The organism is Streptomyces sp. NPDC055815, assembly GCF_053616475.1.
Map to the genome: position 1 here is coordinate 183,462 of NZ_JBSHDU010000002.1, position 20,208 is coordinate 203,669.

General features: G+C 74.7%; 13 protein-coding genes. 8 read left to right on the forward strand and 5 right to left on the reverse strand.

All coding sequences use genetic code 11. From position 1 onward, the window contains the following. Window positions 1–673: 673 nt before the first annotated feature. Window positions 674–1,651: a helix-turn-helix domain-containing protein gene (locus ACWGN5_RS02620; protein WP_453510777.1), complete on the reverse strand. Its 978-nt coding sequence runs from the start codon at window positions 1,649–1,651 to the stop codon at window positions 674–676. Window positions 1,652–1,776: 125 nt separating this feature from the next. Here ACWGN5_RS02620 and ACWGN5_RS02625 point away from each other — a divergent pair, with 125 nt between their 5' ends. Then, window positions 1,777–2,808: a saccharopine dehydrogenase family protein gene (locus ACWGN5_RS02625; RefSeq protein ID WP_453510778.1), complete on the forward strand. Its 1,032-nt coding sequence runs from the start codon at window positions 1,777–1,779 to the stop codon at window positions 2,806–2,808. Between the two features lie 3 nt (window positions 2,809–2,811). Here the strand turns inward: ACWGN5_RS02625 and ACWGN5_RS02630 are convergent, their stop codons facing one another. Next, window positions 2,812–4,104, reverse strand: a complete 1,293-nt coding sequence (locus tag ACWGN5_RS02630) for a pentapeptide repeat-containing protein (RefSeq protein ID WP_453510779.1) — start codon at window positions 4,102–4,104, stop codon at window positions 2,812–2,814. Window positions 4,105–4,260: 156 nt separating this feature from the next. Between ACWGN5_RS02630 and pdxR the strand changes: the two genes are divergently transcribed. The 4 genes from pdxR (at window position 4,261) to ACWGN5_RS02650 (ending at window position 11,921) form a co-directional block, all read left to right on the forward strand. Then, window positions 4,261–5,670, forward strand: coding sequence for a MocR-like pyridoxine biosynthesis transcription factor PdxR (gene pdxR, locus ACWGN5_RS02635; protein WP_453510780.1), 1,410 nt, complete (start codon window positions 4,261–4,263; stop codon window positions 5,668–5,670). A gap of 347 nt (window positions 5,671–6,017) precedes the next feature. Beyond that, the gene (locus ACWGN5_RS02640) at window positions 6,018–7,610 is read left to right on the forward strand and encodes an alkaline phosphatase D family protein (RefSeq protein ID WP_453510781.1); all 1,593 of its coding nucleotides are present in this window, start codon (window positions 6,018–6,020) and stop codon (window positions 7,608–7,610) included. A gap of 68 nt (window positions 7,611–7,678) precedes the next feature. Further along, window positions 7,679–10,399, forward strand: coding sequence for a DUF7825 domain-containing protein (locus ACWGN5_RS02645; RefSeq protein WP_453510782.1), 2,721 nt, complete (start codon window positions 7,679–7,681; stop codon window positions 10,397–10,399). Window positions 10,400–10,487: 88 nt separating this feature from the next. Further along, window positions 10,488–11,921 carry a GNAT family N-acetyltransferase gene (locus ACWGN5_RS02650; protein WP_453510783.1) on the forward strand — a complete coding sequence of 478 codons (1,434 nt, stop codon included), beginning with the start codon at window positions 10,488–10,490 and terminating at the stop codon, window positions 11,919–11,921. Here ACWGN5_RS02650 and ACWGN5_RS02655 read toward each other — a convergent pair. Beyond that, window positions 11,836–13,059, reverse strand: coding sequence for a trans-sulfuration enzyme family protein (locus ACWGN5_RS02655; protein ID WP_453510784.1), 1,224 nt, complete (start codon window positions 13,057–13,059; stop codon window positions 11,836–11,838). The genes ACWGN5_RS02650 and ACWGN5_RS02655 overlap by 86 nt on opposite strands. A 59-nt stretch (window positions 13,060–13,118) precedes the next feature. Between ACWGN5_RS02655 and ACWGN5_RS02660 the strand changes: the two genes are divergently transcribed. The 3 genes from ACWGN5_RS02660 to ACWGN5_RS02670 all read left to right on the forward strand — a co-directional run bounded on the left by ACWGN5_RS02660 (window position 13,119) and on the right by ACWGN5_RS02670 (window position 15,889). Further along, on the forward strand, window positions 13,119–13,616 hold the full coding sequence (locus ACWGN5_RS02660) for an Lrp/AsnC family transcriptional regulator (protein WP_388849479.1): 498 nt from the start codon (window positions 13,119–13,121) through the stop codon (window positions 13,614–13,616). A gap of 49 nt (window positions 13,617–13,665) precedes the next feature. Next, window positions 13,666–15,369, forward strand: a complete 1,704-nt coding sequence (locus tag ACWGN5_RS02665) for a DUF885 domain-containing protein (RefSeq protein WP_453510785.1) — start codon at window positions 13,666–13,668, stop codon at window positions 15,367–15,369. Window positions 15,370–15,439: 70 nt separating this feature from the next. Then, on the forward strand, window positions 15,440–15,889 hold the full coding sequence (locus ACWGN5_RS02670; RefSeq protein WP_453510786.1) for an Lrp/AsnC family transcriptional regulator: 450 nt from the start codon (window positions 15,440–15,442) through the stop codon (window positions 15,887–15,889). Window positions 15,890–15,913: 24 nt separating this feature from the next. On the opposite strand, the gene ACWGN5_RS02675 is transcribed toward ACWGN5_RS02670, so the two are convergent. After that, window positions 15,914–18,940, reverse strand: a complete 3,027-nt coding sequence (locus ACWGN5_RS02675; RefSeq protein WP_453510787.1) for an AAA family ATPase — start codon at window positions 18,938–18,940, stop codon at window positions 15,914–15,916. After that, a complete protein-coding gene (locus ACWGN5_RS02680) occupies window positions 18,937–20,106 on the reverse strand; it encodes an exonuclease SbcCD subunit D (protein WP_453510788.1) in 1,170 nt (389 codons plus the stop codon). The genes ACWGN5_RS02675 and ACWGN5_RS02680 overlap by 4 nt, the downstream gene beginning before the upstream one ends. Between the last annotated feature and the right edge of the window lie 102 nt (window positions 20,107–20,208).

Below are 20,208 nucleotides of genomic sequence, written 5' to 3' on the forward strand. Positions count from 1 at the left end.
TCGGCATCCGCACGAACCCCGCGCCGTCCACGAGCAGCCCGACGAGCGCCGCCTCGGCCGCGCCGATCCCGCAGACGACGGCCGTCAGGAGCTTCGGTCCGAGCAGCCGGAGCACCGGGACGGCGAGGACCGTGAACCCCACCTCGCCGGCGAGCGCCGCCACCGACCAGCCGATCCCGGCCGGGTCCGTCCGCCCCCAGCCCTGCACGGTGAAGGCGCCGGCGGCGACGAGCAGCGCCCCGTAAAGGACGGCGGGTGCGGGCCTGCGGCCCTCGGTCAGCGGGACCAGGACCGCGACGACGACGGGGGCGCAGCCGACCAGGACGCCGGGGACGGCGGGCTCGGCGGTCCGCTCGGCGGCGAGCACGGCGAGGTTGAAGCCGACCATGCCGACGGCCGCGAGGGCGGCGAGCCGCACCCAGTGACGGGCGGTCAGGAGCCGCAGCGGGGCGAGCCCGCCGCGGCCGAGCAGCGGGAGCAGGAGCAGGCAGGCGGCGCCGTACCGGAGCGCCTGTCCCCCCGCGTACGGGTAGGCGCCGAGCAGGCTGTTGGCGGTGAAGGAGGCACCGACGAGGGCGTAGGCGAGGGTCACCAGGAAGACCCCGCGCAAGGCGTTCGCGTTCATGCCTCCGACGCTAGGGACCGGCGCGGCCCCGTTTGAGGTCCACTTCCGTCACGGCATCGGGGACCACTTCTCGTCGAGCGCGGTTCGGGTCCGGGAGCGGAAGGTGCGGCGGTAGGTGTCCGGGGGGACGCCGACGGTCCGGTTGAAGTGGCGGCGGAGTGTCGTGGCGGTGCCCATGCCGGTGGCCTCCGCGACGGCGTCGACGCTGTCGTCGGTGGTCTCCAGGAGCTCCTGGGCGCGGCGGATCCGCTGGGTGAGCAGCCATTGCAGCGGGGTGGTGCCGGTCGCCGCCCGGAAGTGCCGGCCCAGGTGGCGCGAGCTCATCCGCGCCTGGCGTGCCAGGTCCTCCACGGTCAGCGGCTCGCCGAGCCGTGCGACGGCCCAGGGCAGCAGCTCGGTGAGCGGGTGGTCCTCCCGGGTGGGTACGGGAGCGGTGACGAACTGGGCCTGGCCACCGTCCCGGTGCGGGGGCACGACCAGGCGGCGGGCGGCCGTGTTGGCGATCGCCGATCCGTGGTCGAGGCGGACGAGGTGGAGGCAGAGGTCCATCGCGGCGGCCTTGCCGGCCGAGGTGAGCACGCTGCCGTTGTCCACGTAGAGGACGTCCGGATCCACCTCCACCCGGGGATACCGCTCGGCGAGGGCCTCGGTGTGCGCCCAGTGGGTGGTGGCGCGCCGGCCGTCGAGGAGGCCCGCGGCGGCCAGGACGAACGCGCCCGTGCAGAGGGAGGCCACGCGCGCGCCCGCCTCGTGGGCGGCGCGGACGGCGTCGACCAGGTCGGCGGGCGGTTCCTCGTCGACGTCGGCCCAGCCGGGGACGATCACCGTGTCCGCGTACGGGAGCCGGTCGAGCCCCTGGTCGGGCTCCATGCGGAACCGCTCCACGCGCGCGGGGCCCGGCCCGCAGAGGGTCACGTCGTACCAGGGGACGTCCACCGCGTCCGGGGCGGAGCCGAACACCTCGTACGCGAGGGAGAGTTCGAAGTGCAGCATGCCGTCGGTGACGGCCAGGGCGAGCGTACGCATGTCCGTAATTGTACGGGGCATGGCGTTCCGGACACTCGCGGTGGCCGCCAACGACCGCCAGGATGGACGTAGTTCAACATTCGACAACCGGGCACTTGTGATGACCGGGAACGGCGGGAGAAGTCATGGGATCGGATCAGCGGGTCGTCGTGTTCGGGGCCTACGGCCACACCGGGCGCTTCGTGGTGGCGGAGCTCCTGGAGCGGGGGTACGTCCCGGTGCTGTCCGGCCGCGACGCCGGCAGGCTGGAGACGCTCGCCGCGGCGCACGAAGGCCTCGACGTCCGCCCGGCGTCGGTCGACGACCCGGCCTCGCTCGACCGCGCGCTGGCCGGAGCGGCGGCCGTGATCAACTGCGCGGGGCCGTTCGCCGCGACCGGCGCCCCGGTGATCGAGGCCGCCCTGCGCGCCGGAATCCCGTACGTGGACGTGGCCGCCGAGATCGAGGCCAACGCCGACACCTTCGCCCGCTTCACGGACCGCGCCCGCGCCGCCGGAACGGTCGTCCTCCCGGCGATGGCCTTCTTCGGCGGCCTCGGCGACCTCCTCGCCACCACGGCCATGGGCGACTGGACGGCCGCCGACGAGGTGCACGTCGCGTACGGGCTGAGCAGCTGGCACCCCACGGCGGGCACCCTCACGGCGGGCAAGGTCTCCCGGGAACGGCGGAACGGCCGGCACGTCCGCTACAGCGGCGGACGCCTCGAGTACCACGACGACGCGTTCTCGGTCGTGGAGTGGCCCTTCCCCGCTCCGCTGGGCCCGCGGCCCGTCATCGGCGAGTTCACCATGGCCGACGTGGTGACCGTCCCCAGCCATCTGAAGGTGCCCGAGGTACGCACGTACATGGCGGTCGACGCCGCCCAGGACCTGTCGGCTCCGGACGCGACGGCACCCACCGCCGTCGACGAGCGCGGCCGGTCCGCGCAGACCTTCCTCGTGGACGTCGTCGTGCGCTCCGGGGGCACGGAACGCCGGGCCGTCGCCGCCGGCCAGGACATCTACGCCGTCAGCGCACCGCTCGCGGTGGAGGCGGTCCACCGCATCCTCACCGGCCGGACCCGCACGACCGGAGTCGCCTCGGCCGGCGCGCTGTTCGACGCGCCGGACTTCCTGCGCGCGCTGTCCGGGCAGCTGACCCTGGACCTGGGGCGGTGACGATCAGTCGGGGGCGGGGGCGGAGCGGGGCAGCCCGCGCGCGCCGTCGGTGCGTGCGCCGTTGAGCCTGGCCCCGGTCAGCGTGGCCCCTCGGAGGTCGGCGTCGGTGAGGTCCGCACCCGCGAGATTCGCACGGGTCAGGTTCACCTCGCGCAGGTCGGCGCCGTGCAGATCGGCACCCTGCAGGTCGGCGCCGGTCAGGTTCGCGCTCTCCGCCACGACGCCGGCGACGACCTCGGCCTGCAGGGACGGGTCGGCCGCGCTGAGCCGTGCGCCACGGAGATGGGCGCCGGCCAGGGACGCGTCCGTCAGATCGGCATCGGCCAGGATCGCTCCCGTCAGAGTCGATCCGCCGAGATACGCGCCGGTGAGATCCGCGTCCCAGAGCACGGCACGAGACAGATCGGACGGCTTGACGCGCAGCGGGACATCGTCCGTCGTCCCCAGGAAGGTCCCTCGCAGGATGGCACCGCTGAGGTCCGCGCCGACCAGGTTCGTCTCCAGCACATTCGCCTCGGACAGGTCGGCCAGGCTCAGATCGGCCTCGCCGAGGTCGACCCGCAGGAGCGTCGACCGGCTCAGGTTGACCTCGGCCGCGAACGCGCTCCGCAGGTCGATCCCCGACAGGTCGGCATGGCGCAGGTCCGCGCCTTCGAGGTTGACGTACGCGAACGGGGCACGCTCGCGCGGGAACGCACCGCCCTCGGGCACCTTCGCGAGGTCCTTGACGGCCCAGCTCGTCAGGAACAGACCCCGGAGGTCCACCCGGCTCCAGTCGACCGGGGTGCCGCCGTCGTGGCGGGCGGAGCGGTGGGCCAGGACGTTCACCACGGCGGTCACGTCCGTCGGCGGACGACGGTGGTCGGGTGTCTCCTGTCCCTCCGGTGGTTCCTCCGGCTCCTTCACGAACCCGGTCGCCGGGACGCTCGCATGGCGGCGCACGTACGCCGAGAGGACCTGGACGACCCTCGGCTGATCGCGCGGCGAGTCCTGCATGATGCGTTCGAGGGCGTAGATGCCACCGAAGCGCACGTCGAGCGACGGGGAGCCGAGGTTGGTGATCGCGTCGTTGAACCTGCTCGTGAGCTGGCCCTGTTCCGTGACCCGTACCTCCCGCCAGGTGAAGAGCAGCGCCACCATCGCGGCCAGACCGGGCAGCACGGCCACCACGAGCACGGGCCACTGCGTGCGGCCCGCACGGCCCGCGCCGGAGTCACGCGCACCTCGGCGCCGCCGCCGGGCTTCGCGCCGGTTCGCGATCCGCGCCAACAGCCCGCTGCCCGTGCGTCCCCTCACCCGTCCATGGCAGTCGACCGGCCCCGGAACGGGCCGACGCCACACCGCCGATGCACCCGATCGACGTAGCTGCCGCCGCACCGGCCCCGGCATCATGGGTCCCGACCGGGACCGAATGCGGGGCCCGGCGCGGGGCGGCGAGAAGGGCCATGCGGCATGGGGAGTCAGGGGCAGGCGGCCTGGGAGCTGCTGCTGCCGGCCGTCGGGGCTCCGGCGCGGCGGCGGGGGCGGGCGTTGCAGGAGGCGCTGCGGGAGGCGGTGCGTTCGGGGCGGCTCGCGGCCGGGACGCGGCTGCCGTCGACCCGTGAGCTCGCCGCCGACCTCGGCGTCTCGCGGGGGCTCGTCACCGAGGCGTACGAACAGCTGACGGCCGAGGGATACCTGCGCAGCGACCGGGGCGCGGGGACCTGGGTGGGCGGCGCGGCCCGCGCGGCCGTGCCAACGGCCCGCGACCTGGCCGCCGGGGCGCCGGGGGTCCGGGTGGACTTCCGCCCCGGGACCCCGGACCTGTCGCTGTTCCCGAGGAGCGCGTGGGCGGCGGCGCAGCGGTCCGTGCTCACGCGGCTCCCCCACCCGGCGCTCGGCTACCCGGACCCGCGCGGACTCCCCGGGCTGCGCGAGGCACTGGCCGCGATGCTGGCCCGGCGGCGGGGCGTGGTCGCCGATCCGGAGCGTCTCGTGGTCTGTTCGGGCGTGGCGCAGGCGTCGACGCTCCTCGGCTTCGTCCTGCGCGCGCGGGGACTGCGCCAGGTGGGGATCGAGGATCCCGGCAGCCCGGAGCACGGACGGCTGTTCGCCTCCACCGGCATGGAGACGGTGTGGCTGCCGCTCGACGAGGAGGGGCTGCGCCCGGGGCCGCTCGCCGACTCCGGGGTACGGGCGGTGGTCGTGACGCCCTCGCACCAGTTCCCGTCCGGTATCAGCTGGTCGGCGGAACGCCGTGCCGCGCTCCTCGACTGGGCGCGCGCGGTGGACGGGTACGTCCTGGAGGACGACTACGACGGCGACTTCCGCTACGACCGGGCGCCCGTCGGCGCGCTCCAGGGCCTCGACCCCGAGCGGGTCGCCTACGCGGGCTCGGTCAGCAAATCGCTCGCCCCGGGGCTGCGGCTGGGCTGGATGCTCGTGCCGGAGGCCCTGCTCGCCGAGGTCGTCGAACGCAAGCGGACGATGGACCTCGGCAATCCCGTACTCGACCAGGCCGTCCTCGAGGAGTTCGTGACGCGCGGCGGGTACGACCGGCAGCTGCGCCGCTGCCAGCGCGCCTACCGGGAACGGCGCGACGCCCTCCTCGCGGCGCTCGCGGACCATCTGCCCGGCACCCGGGTGAGCGGGATCGCGGCCGGACTGCACGTCATCGCGCGCGTACCGGCGCGGTTCGGGCCACCGGAGCGCTTCCTGGCACGGGCGGCGGAGGCCGGGGTGGCGCTGCGCCCCCTGGAGGAGTACGGCACGGCGCGACCGGCGGACGGGGACGTACGGCTCGTCATCGGGTATGCGCACTTGGCGCCTTCGGCGATCGGCACCGGGGTCAGGCTGGTGGCGGAGGCGTGTGGGAGGGGGTGACTGGGCCGGCTTGGCTCCGGGATCCGGGATCCGAGGTCGGGATCCAATATCCCGGATTCGACGATGGGATCCAGGATCCGGGATTCAAAGGTGGGATCCAATATCCCGGATTCGAAGTCGGTATCCAGGATCCGGGATTCGAAGATGGGATCCAGGATCCCGGATCCAATGTCTGGATCCAGGACATTGGATCCACGCCCCAGCCCCCAAGGACGTTCTGTTCACGCAGGGTTCGCGCGGGCGCCGCACCCGGCCGTTAGGCATGGGTGCGGCGCGGCGCCCCGGCCGTGAGCAACGGGGTGGCGCACCGTCCGCGACCGGAACGACCCGACCCCGGAGGCCTTTTCATGTCCCTTTCCGTGCCCGGCTCCTCCCCCTCCCCCGCCCGGCGCAGTGTCCTGCGCGGCTCGCTGGCCGCGTCGGCGGCGCTCACCCTCGGCGGCACCGGTCTCGCCGCCCCCGCGTTCGCGCTGTCGGGCCGGCCCCGGGCGGAGTGGGGTGTGCAGGCGGGTGACGTCACGGCCTCCTCCGGTCTGGTATGGGTGCGTTCGGACCGGCCGGCGCGGATGCTGGTGGAGACCTCTGCGACGGAGTCCTTCCGACACGCGCGCCGCCACCTCGGGCCGCTGATCGGCGCGGACACGGACTTCACCGGCACGACCGCCCTGCGCGGCCTGCCCGCCGGCGAGCAGGTCCACTACCGGGTCACGCTCGTCGACCCGGACGACCCGCGCCGGGCGGGCGAGCCGGTCCTCGGCACCTTCCGTACGGCTCCGGACCGGCGCCGGGACGGGGTCCGCTTCCTGTGGTCCGGCGACATCGCGGGGCAGGGCTGGGGCATCAACCCGGACATCGGGGGCTTCCGCGCGTACGAGGAGATGCGCCGGCTGGACCCGGACTTCTTCCTGTGCAGCGGCGACACGATCTACGCCGACGGGGTGATCCAGCCGAGCGTGACCCTCCCGGACGGGCGGATCTGGCGGAACGTCACGACGCCGGAGAAGTCGAAGGTCGCCGAGACCCTCGACGAGTACCGGGGCAACTTCCGCTACAACCTGCTCGACCACAACGTCCGGGCCTTCAACGCGCAGGTCCCGTCGGTGGTGCAGTGGGACGACCACGAGGTGCGGAACAACTGGTACCCGGGCCAGATCCTGGACGACGCCCGCTACACGGAGAAGGACGTGGACGTCCTCGCGGCCCGCGCCTCGCGCGCGTTCGGCGAGTACTTCCCGGTCTCCACCCTCCACCCGCGCGGTGAGGGGCGCGAGCGGCGGATGCACCGGGTCGTGCGGTACGGGCCGCTGCTCGACGTGTTCGTGCTCGACATGCGCTCGTACCGGAACGCCAACTCGCCCGGCCGGCAGGCCGACGACACCACCGGCATCCTCGGGGCCGAGCAGCTGGCGTGGCTCAAGCGGGAGCTGGCCGCGTCCAGGGCGGTGTGGAAGGTGCTCGCGGCGGACATGCCGATCGGTCTCGTCGTCACGGACGGCGCGGCGAACTTCGAGGCGATCGCGCAGGGCGACCCGGGTGCGCCGCTGGGCCGGGAGCTGCAGATCGCGGAGCTGCTGCGGTTCGTGAAGCACCGGCGGATCACCGGGACGGTGTGGCTGACGGCGGACGTCCACTACACCTCGGCGCAGCACTACGCGCCGGAGCGGGCGGCGTTCCAGGACTTCGCCCCCTTCTGGGAGTTCGTGTCCGGTCCGCTGGCGGCGGGCGGGTTCCCGGCGAACGCCCTCGACGCGACGTTCGGTCCGGAGCGGGTCTTCGTGCGGGCGCCGGAGCGGGCGAACCTGTCGCCGATGGAGAGCCCGCAGTACTTCGGCGAGGTCGACATCGACGGCGGGAGCGGGGAGCTGACGGTACGGCTGCGGGCGGAGGGCGGGACGGTGCTGTTCAGCAAGGTCCTCCAGCCGGGGCGGGTCGGGCAGTAACCGCAGGTCAGGGGCGGGCGGAGGTGCGGACCGGGTGATTGTCAGTGGCGGGTCCTAACGTCGTTCCCATGACGCGATCCGCTCAGGAGCTCTCCTCCGTCCGCCCGTCCGCGCCGGAGTCCCCGGGCTCGGGAACCGGCGCGGAGCGCCCGTCCCGTGTCGACGGGCTGCTGGCCGCGGTGCTCGCCGGGGAGGCCAACCGGGTGCCTGGACTTCTGGAGCCGCTGGACGCCGCCGAGCGCAAGGCCGCGCTCGCACGGCTGAAGGTGCTGCGCGCCGAGGTGCGCGCCGGGGAGTGGGCGACGCCTCCGTACGTGCCGAGCCGCATCCGCAGCGCGCTGTATGTGGCGGGCGCCGGCTGTCTCCCGACGCCGGTGGCCGCGGCGAGCTGGCTCGGCGCGCGCGACCTGCAGATCCGGGAGGAGGACAAGCCCCTGGTCCTCGCGGCGCTCGGCGATCCCGACCCGGAGTGGGCGGCGGACCTGGCGGGGCGGCTGGCCGGGCGCCGGGCCGTGGCGGAGAACAGCTACCCGCTTCTCCACGGGCTGATCGTCCGCGCCGGACACACCGTTCCCCCGACCGACGGCTACGTCACCGGGTGGACCTGGCACCTGAACGACGACCGGCTCGTGGAGCGGCTCCGGGAGGACCCGCAGACACCCGCCCTGGTGGCGCACGCCCTGACGATGGCCGAGCCGCCCGAGCGGCTGTCCCGGCCGGTCGGGCGCCGGCCGGAGAGGCACTGGCCGTCGGCGCTGCGGACCCTCGTCGAGGAGGGGGTCCTGGACCGTGCGCGGGTCCTTGACCTGTGCGTGTCCCGGCTGCTGCGCGGCGGTCCCGTCCGGAACCTGCGCCTCCCGCTGCAGGTGGTGCAGCTCCTCGCACCGGACGCGGAGGAGCTGCGGACGCGGATCCCGGACTGGGTCGGGATCGCGGCCGACGCGCCGTCGGTCGTCGCCGGATACGCCCAGGACGTCCTGGTGGAGCTCGCCTCGGCGGGGTCGGTGCCGGTCGGGGCGCTGGCCGAGATGACGTCGGGGGTTCTGTTCCGTACCGAGAAGAAGCTGGTGCGGGCCCAGTTGGCGCTGGTCGGGAAGGTGCTCGCGCGAGAGCCGGGCGCGGCCGGGGAACTGCTGCCGGCCGTGACGGAGGCGTTCGGGAGCGAGGACACGGACATCCAGGAGCGGGCGCTCAAGCTGGTGGGCCGTCATCTGGACTCCGTGGACGAGGGCGTGCGGCGCGAGCTGGCCGAGGCAGCCGGGCTGCTGAGCCCGACGCACCGGCGGGCCGCCGAGGAGCTGTTCGGTGCGGACCTGGAGCCGGAGGCAGCACTTCCGTACGAGGAGATCCTGCCGCCGGTGCCCGGGGCGCAGCCGGTCCCGCCCCCGGCGACGACGATCGAGGCGCTGGTGGCGGAGCTGGTGGTGCAGCGGCTCCCGGAGGACCCCGTGGCGTTCGAGCGGGCGCTCGACGGTCTGGTGCGGCTCGCGCACCGGGACCGGGCGGCGGTCGCGGAGGCGGTGCGGGAGGCTTTCCCCTCGGCTCGGGGGGAGCAGCGAACCCACGACTTCATTCACACCGCGCAGGGGATCCATGTGGTGCTGGCGGGGGTCATCGGCTTGCTGGACCCGACGCTCGTCGCCTTCCAACGGGCCAAGGGGCCCGGCGCGGACTCCTGTCTCCACCAGGCCTTGTCGGGGGTCCTCGACGCCCGTCTGTGGGAGGCCGCCGACCTGGTGGGCACGGGCGCGCTGCCGTTCCTCCTCGCCACGCCGACCCGGCACACGGGAGCGATCGACCCGCTGGTCCTGGTGGAGCGGCTGCGACTGTACGGGGAGGCGGGCGTCGAGCCCGCTCCGGCCGATCTCGCGCAGGCCCTGCTCCGGGTGGAGCGGGACGGTCCGTCGGCGGGGCGGGCGGTCAAGAAGGCGGATGCGCTCGGCACTCCGGCCGGCCGGCGGCTGGCCGCCTGGCTGAGAGAGGAGGCGGCCGTGGGGGCGACCGTACGGATCCTCCGGCGGGACGAGGACACGTCCCTGCGGCGGTACCACCTGATCGACCGCCTCGTCGTCGACCTCGGCGCGCACCAGGCGGTGCGGGCGGAGTTCCCGCCCGCCTTCCAGTGGCTCGGTGGCGCCCTGGAGGCGACCCCCTGGCCCTGCCACCACGGCAGCGAGGACCGCGCGCAGTGGGCTGCCGTACTGCCGGCCGACCGTGAGCTGCTCGCGGCCTGCCTCCTGCCGACGCTCGCGCACTCCGCCGGGGCGGACGAGCGCGGCGCGACCGAACCGCTGACCGCGCTGGCCGAGGCCGAGGGCCCGGTGGGCCGGGCGGTGCTGCTGGCCCTGGCGTGCGGTCTCGGCTGTGTGGACGCGGACGACCGGCTGCGCGCGGTGGACGCCGTGCTCGTCCTGGCGGCGCGGGGCGAGCTGAATCCCCGGCGGCTCGGCGAGGAGCTGGCGTGGCTGGTCGCGGAGGGTTCGGTCAAGCCGAACCGGCTGGCGGACGCGGCCCGTACGGCGGCCGTCACGGGGGCGTACGGGACGGTCTGGGAGATCCTCGCGGCGGTGCTCGCGAAGCTGCCGGCCCGGGCGAGACCGGTCCACGGGCTCGGCGAGGTCCTCGCGGTCGCCGCCGACTGTGTGGAGCGGTGCGGGGCCCGCGGTGAGCTCGCCGGGCTCGACGCGCTCGCCTCCGGGCGGGCTTCCTCGCAGCTGGTGGTGCAGGCCAGGCGGCTGCTGAACGCACTCCGCCAGGGAGCCGATCAACCTCTGACGGAAACGGTCTGAATCGGTCGTTAAGCCGCCAGATCGGCGCTTAACCCGTCAGTCACAAAGCGTTCGTGATCACGCAACACCGCTGGGTCACAGTGAAGCCATGACCGATGTGACGTCCTCGAAGAGCACCCGCCGCCCGCACCACTGGCGGCACGACCTGATCGAGCTCGCCGCCATGTTCACCGCCGTGGTGGTGGCGGACACGATCGCCAAGACCATCGCCAAGGGCCCCGACGGCCCCTACCTCCTGGTCTTCTCGGCGATCGCGCTGATCGCCACCGCCGGGTTCCACACCTGGTGGGCACGGCGGCACAGCCATGCCAGCCATGCCCCGCCCGCCCGTGACACCGGCGGGCGCCCCACCACGGAGGCCGTGACCTCACCCGTAGACCACAAGAAGGAGGAGCCGGCGCCGCCCGCCGAGACGACGCTGTGGCGGATGCGGACCACCGTCGCGGACACCCCGGGCAGCCTCGCCGCGCTGTGCACGGTCCTCGCCCGCCTGGGCGTGGACATCCTCACCCTCCAGACCCACCCGCTCGGCGACGGCACGGTCGACGAGTTCCTGCTGCGCGCCCCCGCCGACCTCTCCGCGCAGGCACTCGCCCGCGAGACGGCGGCCGCCGGTGGCCGCGACACCTGGACCGAGCGGGCCGACGCCCACGACCTGGTGGACACCCCCACCCGGGTCCTCGGCCTGGCCACCCGTACCGCCCTCGACGCGGCCGAACTCCCGCTCGCGCTGCGCCAGCTCCTGGGCCGCTGCACCCTCCACTCGGTGCCGGCGGTCTCCCTCACGGGTCGCCCCACGGGCGAACAGGCCCCGGTCGAGGGCGTCCTGGAGGAGACCGTGATGCGACTGCGCGACCCGCACGGCGGCACCCTCATCATCGAGCGGCCCTATCTGCCGTTCACCCCGACCGAGTTCGCCCGGGCCCGCGCCCTCGTCGAGCTCGACGCCCGGCTCGGCCCCCGTGTCCCGCGCAGCCAGGACGTGCTGACCCTGCCCGAGGGCAACGAGATCACCGTCCGCCGGGCCGACCAGCGCGACCTGGCCGCCGCGCGCGCCATGCACGACCGCTGCTCGGCCCGCACGCTCGGCCTGCGCTACCACGGCCCGGTCGGCGACGCAGAGCGCTATCTCGACCACCTGCTCAGCCCCCGCTTCGGCCGCACCCTCGCCGTCCAGACGGCCTCGGGCCGGCTCGTCGCCCTCGGCCACCTGCTGTGGGACGGCGACGAGACGGAGGTCGCCCTCCTCGTCGAGGACGACTGGCAGCGGCGCGGCATCGGCTCCGAGCTCCTCGGCCGACTGGTGGCGATGGCCGAGGAGACCGGCTGCGACAGCGTGTACGCCGTGACGCAGTCCTCCAACACGGGAATGGTGGCCGCGATGCGGGCGCTGAACCTCCCCCTCGACTACCAGATCGAGGAGGGCACGCTGGTCATCACCGCCCGGCTGGCCCCGGCACCGCGACCGGCCGCCCGGACGCAGCAGCAGCCGCACGAAGGGGCGCGCCGGGCGGAGCACTGAGCGCCTGGGTCAGGTCGCGCCACAGGTCCTCGACGTCCTCCAGGCCGACCGACATGCGCAGCAGCCGGTCGCTGACGCCCGCCGAACGCCGGTCTCCCTCGGCCACGATCCGGTGGCTGATGGAGGCCGGGTGCTGGATGAGGGTGTCGACGCTGCCGAGGCTGACCGCCGGGGTGATGAGCCGTACGCCGGCGATCACGTCGTGCGGGTCCCCGTACACCTCGAAGGCGATCATCGCGCCGCCGATCCGGGGGTAGTGGACGCGGGCGATCCGGGGGTCGGTGGCGAGCCGCCGGACGAGCTCGGCGGCCGACGAGGACGCCGCCCTGACCCGTACCGGAAGGGTGGAGAGGCCGCGCAGGAGCAGATAGCCGGCGAGCGGGTGGAGCACCCCGCCGGTGGCGAAGCGGACCTGGCGGAGGGTACGGGCGAACTCCTCGTCGCAGGCGACGACACCGCCCATGACGTCGCCGTGGCCGCCGAGGTACTTGGTGGCGCTGTGCAGCACGATGCGGGCGCCCTGCTCGACGGGGCGCTGGAGCACCGGCGTGGCGAAGGTGTTGTCGACGAGCAGCGGGACGGAGCCGCAGGAGTGGGCGATGGCCCGGATGTCGGCCTCGGCGAGGGTCGGGTTGGCGGGCGACTCGACCATGACGAGCCCGGTGTCGGGCCGGATCGCGTCGGCTATGCCCGCCGGGTCGGTCCAGGTCACCTCGGTGCCGAGCAGCCCCGCCTCGAGGAGGTGGTCGCTGCAGCCGTACAGCGGGCGGACCGCGACGACGTGGCGCAGGCCCTGGCTCGCGCGGGCGAGGAGCACGGCGGTGAGGGCGGCCATGCCGCTGGCGAAGGCGACGGCGGCCTCGGCGCCCTCCAGGCGGGCGAGGGCCTCCTCGAAGCGCGCCACGGTCGGGTTGTCGAGCCGGGCGTAGACGGGCGGCCCGTCGAGCCGGGCGCCCGTGGTGGCGAACTCGTCGATGCGCGCGGCCTCGGCCCGGGCGTCGTACGAGGGGTAGGTGGTCGACAGGTCGAGCGGCGGGGCGTGCAGCCCGAGTCCGGCGAGGTCTTCGCGGCCCGCGTGCACGGCTTCGGTGGCAAGGGCCCTCGGGGTGACCGAGAGGCCGTGATCCATGGCGTCCATGGCGGCACTGTGAACGGATACCGGAAGGTAGTGCGAATCGGCCGTGCTACGTTCGCCAGATGGCTGATTCTGTCGTACTGGACGCGGTCGATCTGCACATTCTTCGCCTCCTGCAGAACGACGCCCGGAGCACCTACCGCGAACTCGCCGCCGAGGTCGGCGTCGCACCCTCCACCTGCCTGGACCGGGTGGCGCGGCTGCGCCGCACCGGGGTGATCCTCGGACACCAGCTACGACTGGATCCGGCCAAACTCGGGCGTGGGCTCGAAGCGCTGCTTCTCGTCCAGGTCCGCCCCCATCGGCGTGAACTGATCGGTCCGTTCGTCGACCGGATCCGGGCCCTGCCCGAGTCCCGGGCGCTGTTCCACCTCACGGGGCCCGACGACTACCTGGTGCACGTGGCCGTGGCGGACCCCGCCGACCTGCAGCGTCTCGTCCTGGACGAGTTCACCTCGCGTCGCGAGGTGGCCCGCGTGGAGACCCGGCTGATCTTCCAGCAGTGGGAGTGCGGACCCCTCCTGCCGCCCTCCTCCGGCCCTTCCTTGTCAGCCGACTGAGCCCGGACGAGGGTGACGCGGGCCCGTCGGAGGCGCCAGGATGACCCCCATGCCAGACACTTCCAGCAGCCCGCTGCCCCGCCAGGTCGCCGACGACCACGTCGACGCCCTCATCGCCCTCGACCCGATCATCGGTACGTACCTGGGAGTCAAGGAGAGCGCCGGACGGCTGCCGGACTTCTCGCCCGCCGGGCACCGCGCGGTGGCCGAGCTCGCCCGCCGCACGCTCGCCCGGCTCGACGAGGCGGAGCGGGCCCCGGGCGCGGACGACGACGCCGAGCGGCGCTGCGCCCGGCTCCTGCGGGAACGGCTCGCGGCGGAACTCGCCGTGCACGAGGCCGAGGAGCACCTCTGCGCGGTCAGCAACATGCGCTCGCCCGCGCACAGCGTCCGGATCGTCTTCACCGTGATGCCGACGGAGACCGAGGCGGACTGGACGGCGGTCGCAGCCCGGCTGCGTGCCGTCCCCGCCGCGTTCGAGGGCTATCGCGCCGCGCTCGCCCTCGGCCTGGAGCGCAAGCTCCTCGGCGGGCCGCGCCCCACCGCCACCTTCGTCGGCCAGCTCACCGAGTGGGCGGGCGACGGCACCGGGAGGCCCGGCTGGTTCGAGGAGTTCGCCGCCGCCGGCCCCGACACGCTGCCCGAGGAGCTGAGGGCCGAGCTCGCGGCGGCCGCCAAGGATGCCACCGCCGCTGTCGAGGCGCTGCGGGACTGGATGCGGGACGTGTACGCGCCGGCCGTCGCCGACGCCCCGAACACGGTGGGCCGCGAGCGGTACCAGCGCTGGACCCGCTTCTTCAACGGCACCGACCTGGACCTCGACCAGGCGTACGCGTACGGCTGGGCCGAGTACCACCGGCTCCTGGGCGAGATGCGGACCGAGGCCGAGCGGATCCTGCCGGGCGCCGACCCGTGGGAGGCGCTCGCCCACCTCGACGAGCACGGCACCCACATCGAGGGCGTCGAGGAGGTCCGGGTCTGGCTCCAGGAGCTCATGGACGAGGCCATCGGGGCGCTCGACGGCACCCACTTCGAACTCGCCGAGCGGGTACGGCGGGTGGAGTCCCGGATCGCCCCGCCGGGCGGCGCCGCCGCGCCGTACTACACCGGCCCCTCCGAGGACTTCGCGCGCCCCGGCCGCACCTGGCTGCCCGTGGACGGCACCACCCGCTTCCCGGTGTACGACCTGGTGTCGACCTGGTACCACGAGGGCGTGCCCGGCCATCACCTCCAGCTCGCGCAGTGGGTGCACGTCGCCGACCGGCTCTCCCGCTACCAGGCGACGATCGGCAAGGTCAGCGCGAACTCGGAGGGCTGGGCGCTGTACGCGGAGCGCCTCATGGACGAACTCGGCTTCCTGCCGGACGCGGAGCGCCGCCTCGGCTACCTCGACGGCCAGATGATGCGCGCCTGCCGGGTGATCGTGGACATCGGGATGCACGTCGGCCTGGAGATCCCCGCGGAGTCGCCGTTCCACCCGGGCGAGCGGTGGACGCCGGAGCTCGCCCAGGAGTTCTTCCAGCTGCACAGCAGCCGCCCGCCGTCGTTCGTGGAGAGCGAGATGACCCGCTACCTGTCGATGCCGGGCCAGGCGATCGGCTACAAGCTGGGCGAGCGCGCCTGGCTGCTCGGCCGCGCCAACGCGCGGGCCGCGCACGGCGACGCCTTCGACGCGAAGGCCTGGCACATGGCGGCGCTCTCCCTGGGACCGCTGGGCCTGGACGACCTGGTGGACGAGATCTCCCGGCTCTGAGCCGTTCGGATGCCGAGAATCCCCGGTCGTTCACTTGATCGACCGGGGATTCCCCTCCAGGCTCTCCCCCATGAGCACCGCATACACTCCGGACGCCACCGACTGGCGCATCCTCGAAGCCCTCCAGTCCGAGGGCCGCGCCAGCTTCGCCGAGCTCGCCCGCGCGGTGTCCATGTCGCCGTCCGCCGTGACCGAGCGGGTGCGCCGCCTGGAGGACGCCGGGGTGATCACCGGGTACACGGCGATCGTCGACCAGGACCGTCTGGGCCTGCCCATCCTCGCGTTCGTACGGCTGCGCTACCCGCACGGCAACTACAAGCCGTTCCACGACCTGATCGACGCCACGCCCGAGGTCCTGGAAGCCCACCACGTCACCGGGGACGACTGCTTCGTCCTCAAGGTCGCCGCCCGCTCCATGAAGCACCTGGAGGGGATCACGGGGAAGATCGCCACGCTGGGCGCGGTGACCACCAGCGTCGTCTACTCCTCCCCGCTGCCCCGCCGCTCCCTCAGCCGCTGAGCACAGCGCCTCAGCCGCGTCGCCTCAGCCGCTGAGCGCTTCCCCTCCGGTGCGCAGCCGGACCGCCGAACCCTGCCGGGCCTTCACGACCTCCAGCTGGGCCGGGATGCGGCGGCGCAGGTCGCCGACGTGGCTGACGATGCCGACGCTGCGGTCCCGCTCGCGCAGCGAGTCGAGGACGTCGAGGACCTCGTCGAGCGTCTGGTCGTCGAGGCTTCCGAAGCCCTCGTCGATGAAGAGGGTGTCGAGCCGGACCCCGCCGGCCTCGTCGGTGACGACGTCGGCGAGGCCGAGGGCGAGGGCGAGGGAGGCGAAGAAGGTCTCGCCGCCGGAGAGCGTGGCCGTGTCGCGCTCGTTGCCGGTCCAGGAGTCGACGACGTGCAGCCCGAGACCGGACCGCTTGCCGCCGGAGCGCGCGTCGGAGTGGACCAGGGTGTAGCGGCCCGAGGACATGCGCTGGAGGCGGGCACTCGCGGCGGCCGCGACCTGTTCGAGCCGGGCGGCGAGCACGTACGACTCCAGGCGCATCCGGCGCTCGTTCTCCACGGAGGTGCCGGCGGTGAGGGCGGCGAGGCGGGCCACCCGGTCGTACTCCTCGCGCAGCGGGCCGAGGCGGCGGACCTCGGTGACGGCCTGCCGGGAGAGTCCGTCGAGTCCGGTGGCCCGCTCGCGGGCCGCGGCGAGGGCGGAGTCGGCCTCGCGGAGCGCGCGTTCCGCCGCCGTGTGCGCGGCGTCGGCGCTCGCGGGGTCGGCGGGCGGCAGCGCTGCGGCCTCGGCCGTGCCGGGCTCGGCGAGCCGGTCCGCGACGGCGGCGGCCTCGGCCTGCCAGGCGTCCACGCGCCGCTGGAGCTCGCGTCGTTCGCTCTCGCCGAGGAGGGCGCCGGCGGCCTCGGCCGGGGTGGCGAAGCCCGCCCGGTAGGCGGCGTCGGCGAGCCGGTCGTCGGCCTCCTTGAGGCGCTGGGCGGCGAGTTCGGCGGTGCGTACGGTTCCGGCGGCGTCGACGAGGAGGGCGATGCGCCGCTCCAGGAGGGTGGCGTGTTCGGCCACGCTGGCGAACGCGCCGCGTCCCCGGGCGAGTTCCTCGTCGAGCGCGGACTGCTCCCGCTCCAGGGCCTCCCGGCGCGAGGTCCGCGCGGCGACCCGCCGCTCGGCCTCCCGCTGCGCTGCGACCCGCTCCTCGTGCTCCCGCTCGGCGCGCGCGAGCGCCTCCCGCGCGCTGTGCGTCTGCCCGGCGAGGGCGTGCGCCTCGGCGTGCAGCCGGGCCAGCTCCTCGACCTCGGCGGAGAGTTCGACGACGGTGGGCTCCTCCGGCCCTGCCAGCGCCTCCGTACGCGCCGCGGACCAGGACTCGCGGGTGACGGCCAGTTCGCGTTCGGCGGCCGTGCGGTGCTCCTCGGCGCGGGTGTAGGCCGCGTAGGCGGCGTCCTCGGTGGCGCGGTCGACGTGGTCGGCGGTGGTGCGGGCGGGCGCCGGGTGGTCGGTGGAGCCGCAGACCTGGCAGGCGTCGCCGGGGGTGAGGGTGGCCGCGAGTTCGGCGGCGATGCCCTCCAGGCGGCGGGACTTGACGTCGAGCCAGCTCTCGTGGGCGGTGTTGCGCCGCTCGCGGGCCTCCGCGAGGCGGGTCTCGGCCGTCCGGGTGTCCTCGGCGAGGGCGTCGCGGCGGCGGGCCGCGGCGAGCCGGCGGCGGGCGGGGTCGAGGCGGCCCGCGAGGTGTTCGGCGCGGGCGGCGGCGTCGCGGGCGGCCTCGACGCGTTCGGTGAGGGCGGCGCGGCGCGGTTCCCAGCCGGCGAGCCAGTCGGCCGCGTCCCGGAGGGCGTCCTCGTCGGCGCGCGCCTCCCGGGCGAGTACGGTGCGCTCCTCGGCGACGGCGGTCGCGCGCCGCTCGGCGCGGCGCGCCGCGTCGAGGCCGCCGAGCTCCTCGCGCAGCCGGTGTTCGAGGGCGGAGAGGTGTTCGGCGCCGGCGTCGGCGAGCTCGGGCGGCAGCTGGCCGCGGGCCCGGTCCCGTGCGGTGTGCGCGGCGGTGTGCTCGCGCTCGGCGTCCCGGCGCAGTCCGAGCGCGGGGGCGACCCGGTCGGCCTTGAGGCTCCGGTCGAGGGCGTCCTGGAGGCGGTCGCGCTCGGGGGCCTGCTCGGCGAGCCGCTCGCGGCGGCGGAGGGCGTCGGCGTGTCGGGCCTGCCGGGCGGCGAGGTCGTTCGCCGTGTCGAGGGCGGCGCGCGCGACGGCCCGGCCGCCCTCGGCCGCGGCGAGGCGCAGGCCCGCGATGTCGAGGGCCTCACGGGCCTCGGTGCGGGCGACGGCGGCCCAGGTCAGGACGGAGTCGGCGAGTCCGGGGTCACCGGGCCGCCCCTCGACGGGGGTGCGGGCGGCGTCGAGGCCGCTCGCGGCCTGGGTCATCCGGTGGGCGACGGTGAGGAGCCGTGCGTCCCCGTCCTCGACCTGCTCCTTGGCGGTGCGGCGCAGCTCGGCGAGGCGTTCCTCGACGGCGGCGAAGCGGCGGGTGTCGAAGAGGCGGCCGAGGAGCTTGCCGCGGGCCTCGGCGTCGGCGCGGAGGAAGCGGGCGAAGTCGCCCTGCGGGAGGAGGACGACCTGGCAGAACTGCTCGCGGCTCATGCCGACGAGCTGCGTGATCTCCTCTCCGATCTCCTGGTGGGAGCGGCTGAGGCCGGCCCACTCGCCGGTGGCCGGGTCGTGCTCGCGGAGCCAGGTCTGGGCCTTCTCGGTGGTGAAGCCGCCGCCGCGCTTCTTGGGCCGCTGCTGGGCCGGGCGGCGGGTGATCTCCAGGCGCCGGTCCCCCACGGTCAGTTCGAGGAGGACCTCGGTGTACGTGCCGACGGGGGCGTGGTCGCTGCGCAGGGAGGCCCCGCGGGTCTGGCGCTCGCCGGGCACGCTCCCGTACAGGGCGAAGCAGACGGCGTCGAGGACGGAGGTCTTGCCGGCGCCGGTCGGCCCGTGGAGGAGGAAGAGCCCGGCGGAGGACAGGGCGTCGAAGTCGATCGTCTGCGTGGTGCCGAACGGCCCGAACGCGGTGATCTCCAGGCGGTGCAGCCTCACCGGCCCACCTCGCGCTCGGCCGTGTCGACGCGGACGTCGTCGAACGCCCCGTACAGCACGGCCCGTTCGGCGCCGTCGAGGGTGGATCCGCCGCGTACGTGGGCCACGAAGTCCTCCGCGATCTGCTGGTCGCTGCGGTCCCGGAGCCGCTGGGCGTAGGAGGCGGCGGGGTCGTCACCGGTCCGCTCGGGGTCGAAGACCAGGTTGAGCGTGTGCGGGAAGCGTGCGGTGAGCCGCGCCATCGGCTCGGCGGGGCGCACGGGGTCGGTGAGGGTGGCCTCGACCCAGGACTGCTCGTGCGGGGTGAGCGCGGGGTCGTCGAGGAGCTCGTCGAGCCGGCCGCGGATCCGGGCGAGGGGGCGCGGAACGGGGCAGTCGAGCCGTACGTCGCCGGTGATCGTCCCGTCCTCGCCGAGGTCGATCAGCCACATCGTCTTGCGGTGGTCGGCCTCGGAGAAGGAGTAGGCGAGCGGCGAGCCGGAGTAGCGGACGCGCGGGGTGAGGGTCTGGCTGCCGTGGAGGTGGCCGAGGGCGACGTAGTCGACGCCGTCGAAGATCCCGGTGGGGACGGCGGCGACACCGCCGACGGTGATGTCCCGCTCGCTGTCGCTGGGCGCGCCGCCCGCGACGAAGGCGTGCGCGAGGACCACGGAGCGGGTGCCGGCGGGCCGGCCGGCGAGGTCGGCGCGCACCCGGTCCATGGCGGCGGCGAGGACCGCCTCGTGGCCGGCCTTCTCGGCGCCGAGCCGCTCGCGGACGAGTGCGGGTTCGAGATAGGGCAGCCCGTAGAGTGCGACCTCGCCGTGGGCGTCGGAGAGGACGACGGGGGTGCCGATGCCGTCGGGGTCGGTACGGAGGTGGATGCCGGCCCGTTCGATGAGTCCGGCGCCGACGCCGAGCCTGCGGGCCGAGTCGTGGTTGCCGGAGATCATGACGGTGGGCACCCCGGCCGCGGCGAGGCGGTGCAGCGCGGTGTCGAAGAGCTCGACGGCGGGCAGCGGGGGCACGGCCCGGTCGTAGACGTCCCCGGCGACGAGGACGGCGTCGACGTCGTGCGCGTGGACGGTCGCCACGAGGTGGTCGAGGAAGGCGGCCTGGGCTTCGAGGAGGCCGACGCGGTGGAAGGACCGGCCGAGATGCCAGTCCGAGGTGTGCAGGAGCCTCACGATGCCGTCCCACCCCGCATGTGCCCCGCTCCTCGCTCGACGCGCGCTTCCCGATGTGCGCCCACCACGCTATCCCGAGCGGGAGGGTGGGCGGGGCGGGTC

Coding starts and splice junctions, on each gene's coding strand:
- ACWGN5_RS02625 (WP_453510778.1), top strand. CDS start 1,777: ATGGGATCGGATCAGCGGGTCGTCGTGTTCGGGGCCTACGGCCACACC.
- ACWGN5_RS02655 (WP_453510784.1), bottom strand. CDS start 13,059: ATGGACGCCATGGATCACGGCCTCTCGGTCACCCCGAGGGCCCTTGCC.
- ACWGN5_RS02640 (WP_453510781.1), top strand. CDS start 6,018: ATGTCCCTTTCCGTGCCCGGCTCCTCCCCCTCCCCCGCCCGGCGCAGT.
- ACWGN5_RS02670 (WP_453510786.1), top strand. CDS start 15,440: ATGAGCACCGCATACACTCCGGACGCCACCGACTGGCGCATCCTCGAA.
- ACWGN5_RS02620 (WP_453510777.1), bottom strand. CDS start 1,651: ATGCGTACGCTCGCCCTGGCCGTCACCGACGGCATGCTGCACTTCGAA.
- ACWGN5_RS02650 (WP_453510783.1), top strand. CDS start 10,488: ATGACCGATGTGACGTCCTCGAAGAGCACCCGCCGCCCGCACCACTGG.
- ACWGN5_RS02645 (WP_453510782.1), top strand. CDS start 7,679: ATGACGCGATCCGCTCAGGAGCTCTCCTCCGTCCGCCCGTCCGCGCCG.
- pdxR (WP_453510780.1), top strand. CDS start 4,261: ATGGGGAGTCAGGGGCAGGCGGCCTGGGAGCTGCTGCTGCCGGCCGTC.
- ACWGN5_RS02660 (WP_388849479.1), top strand. CDS start 13,119: ATGGCTGATTCTGTCGTACTGGACGCGGTCGATCTGCACATTCTTCGC.
- ACWGN5_RS02665 (WP_453510785.1), top strand. CDS start 13,666: ATGCCAGACACTTCCAGCAGCCCGCTGCCCCGCCAGGTCGCCGACGAC.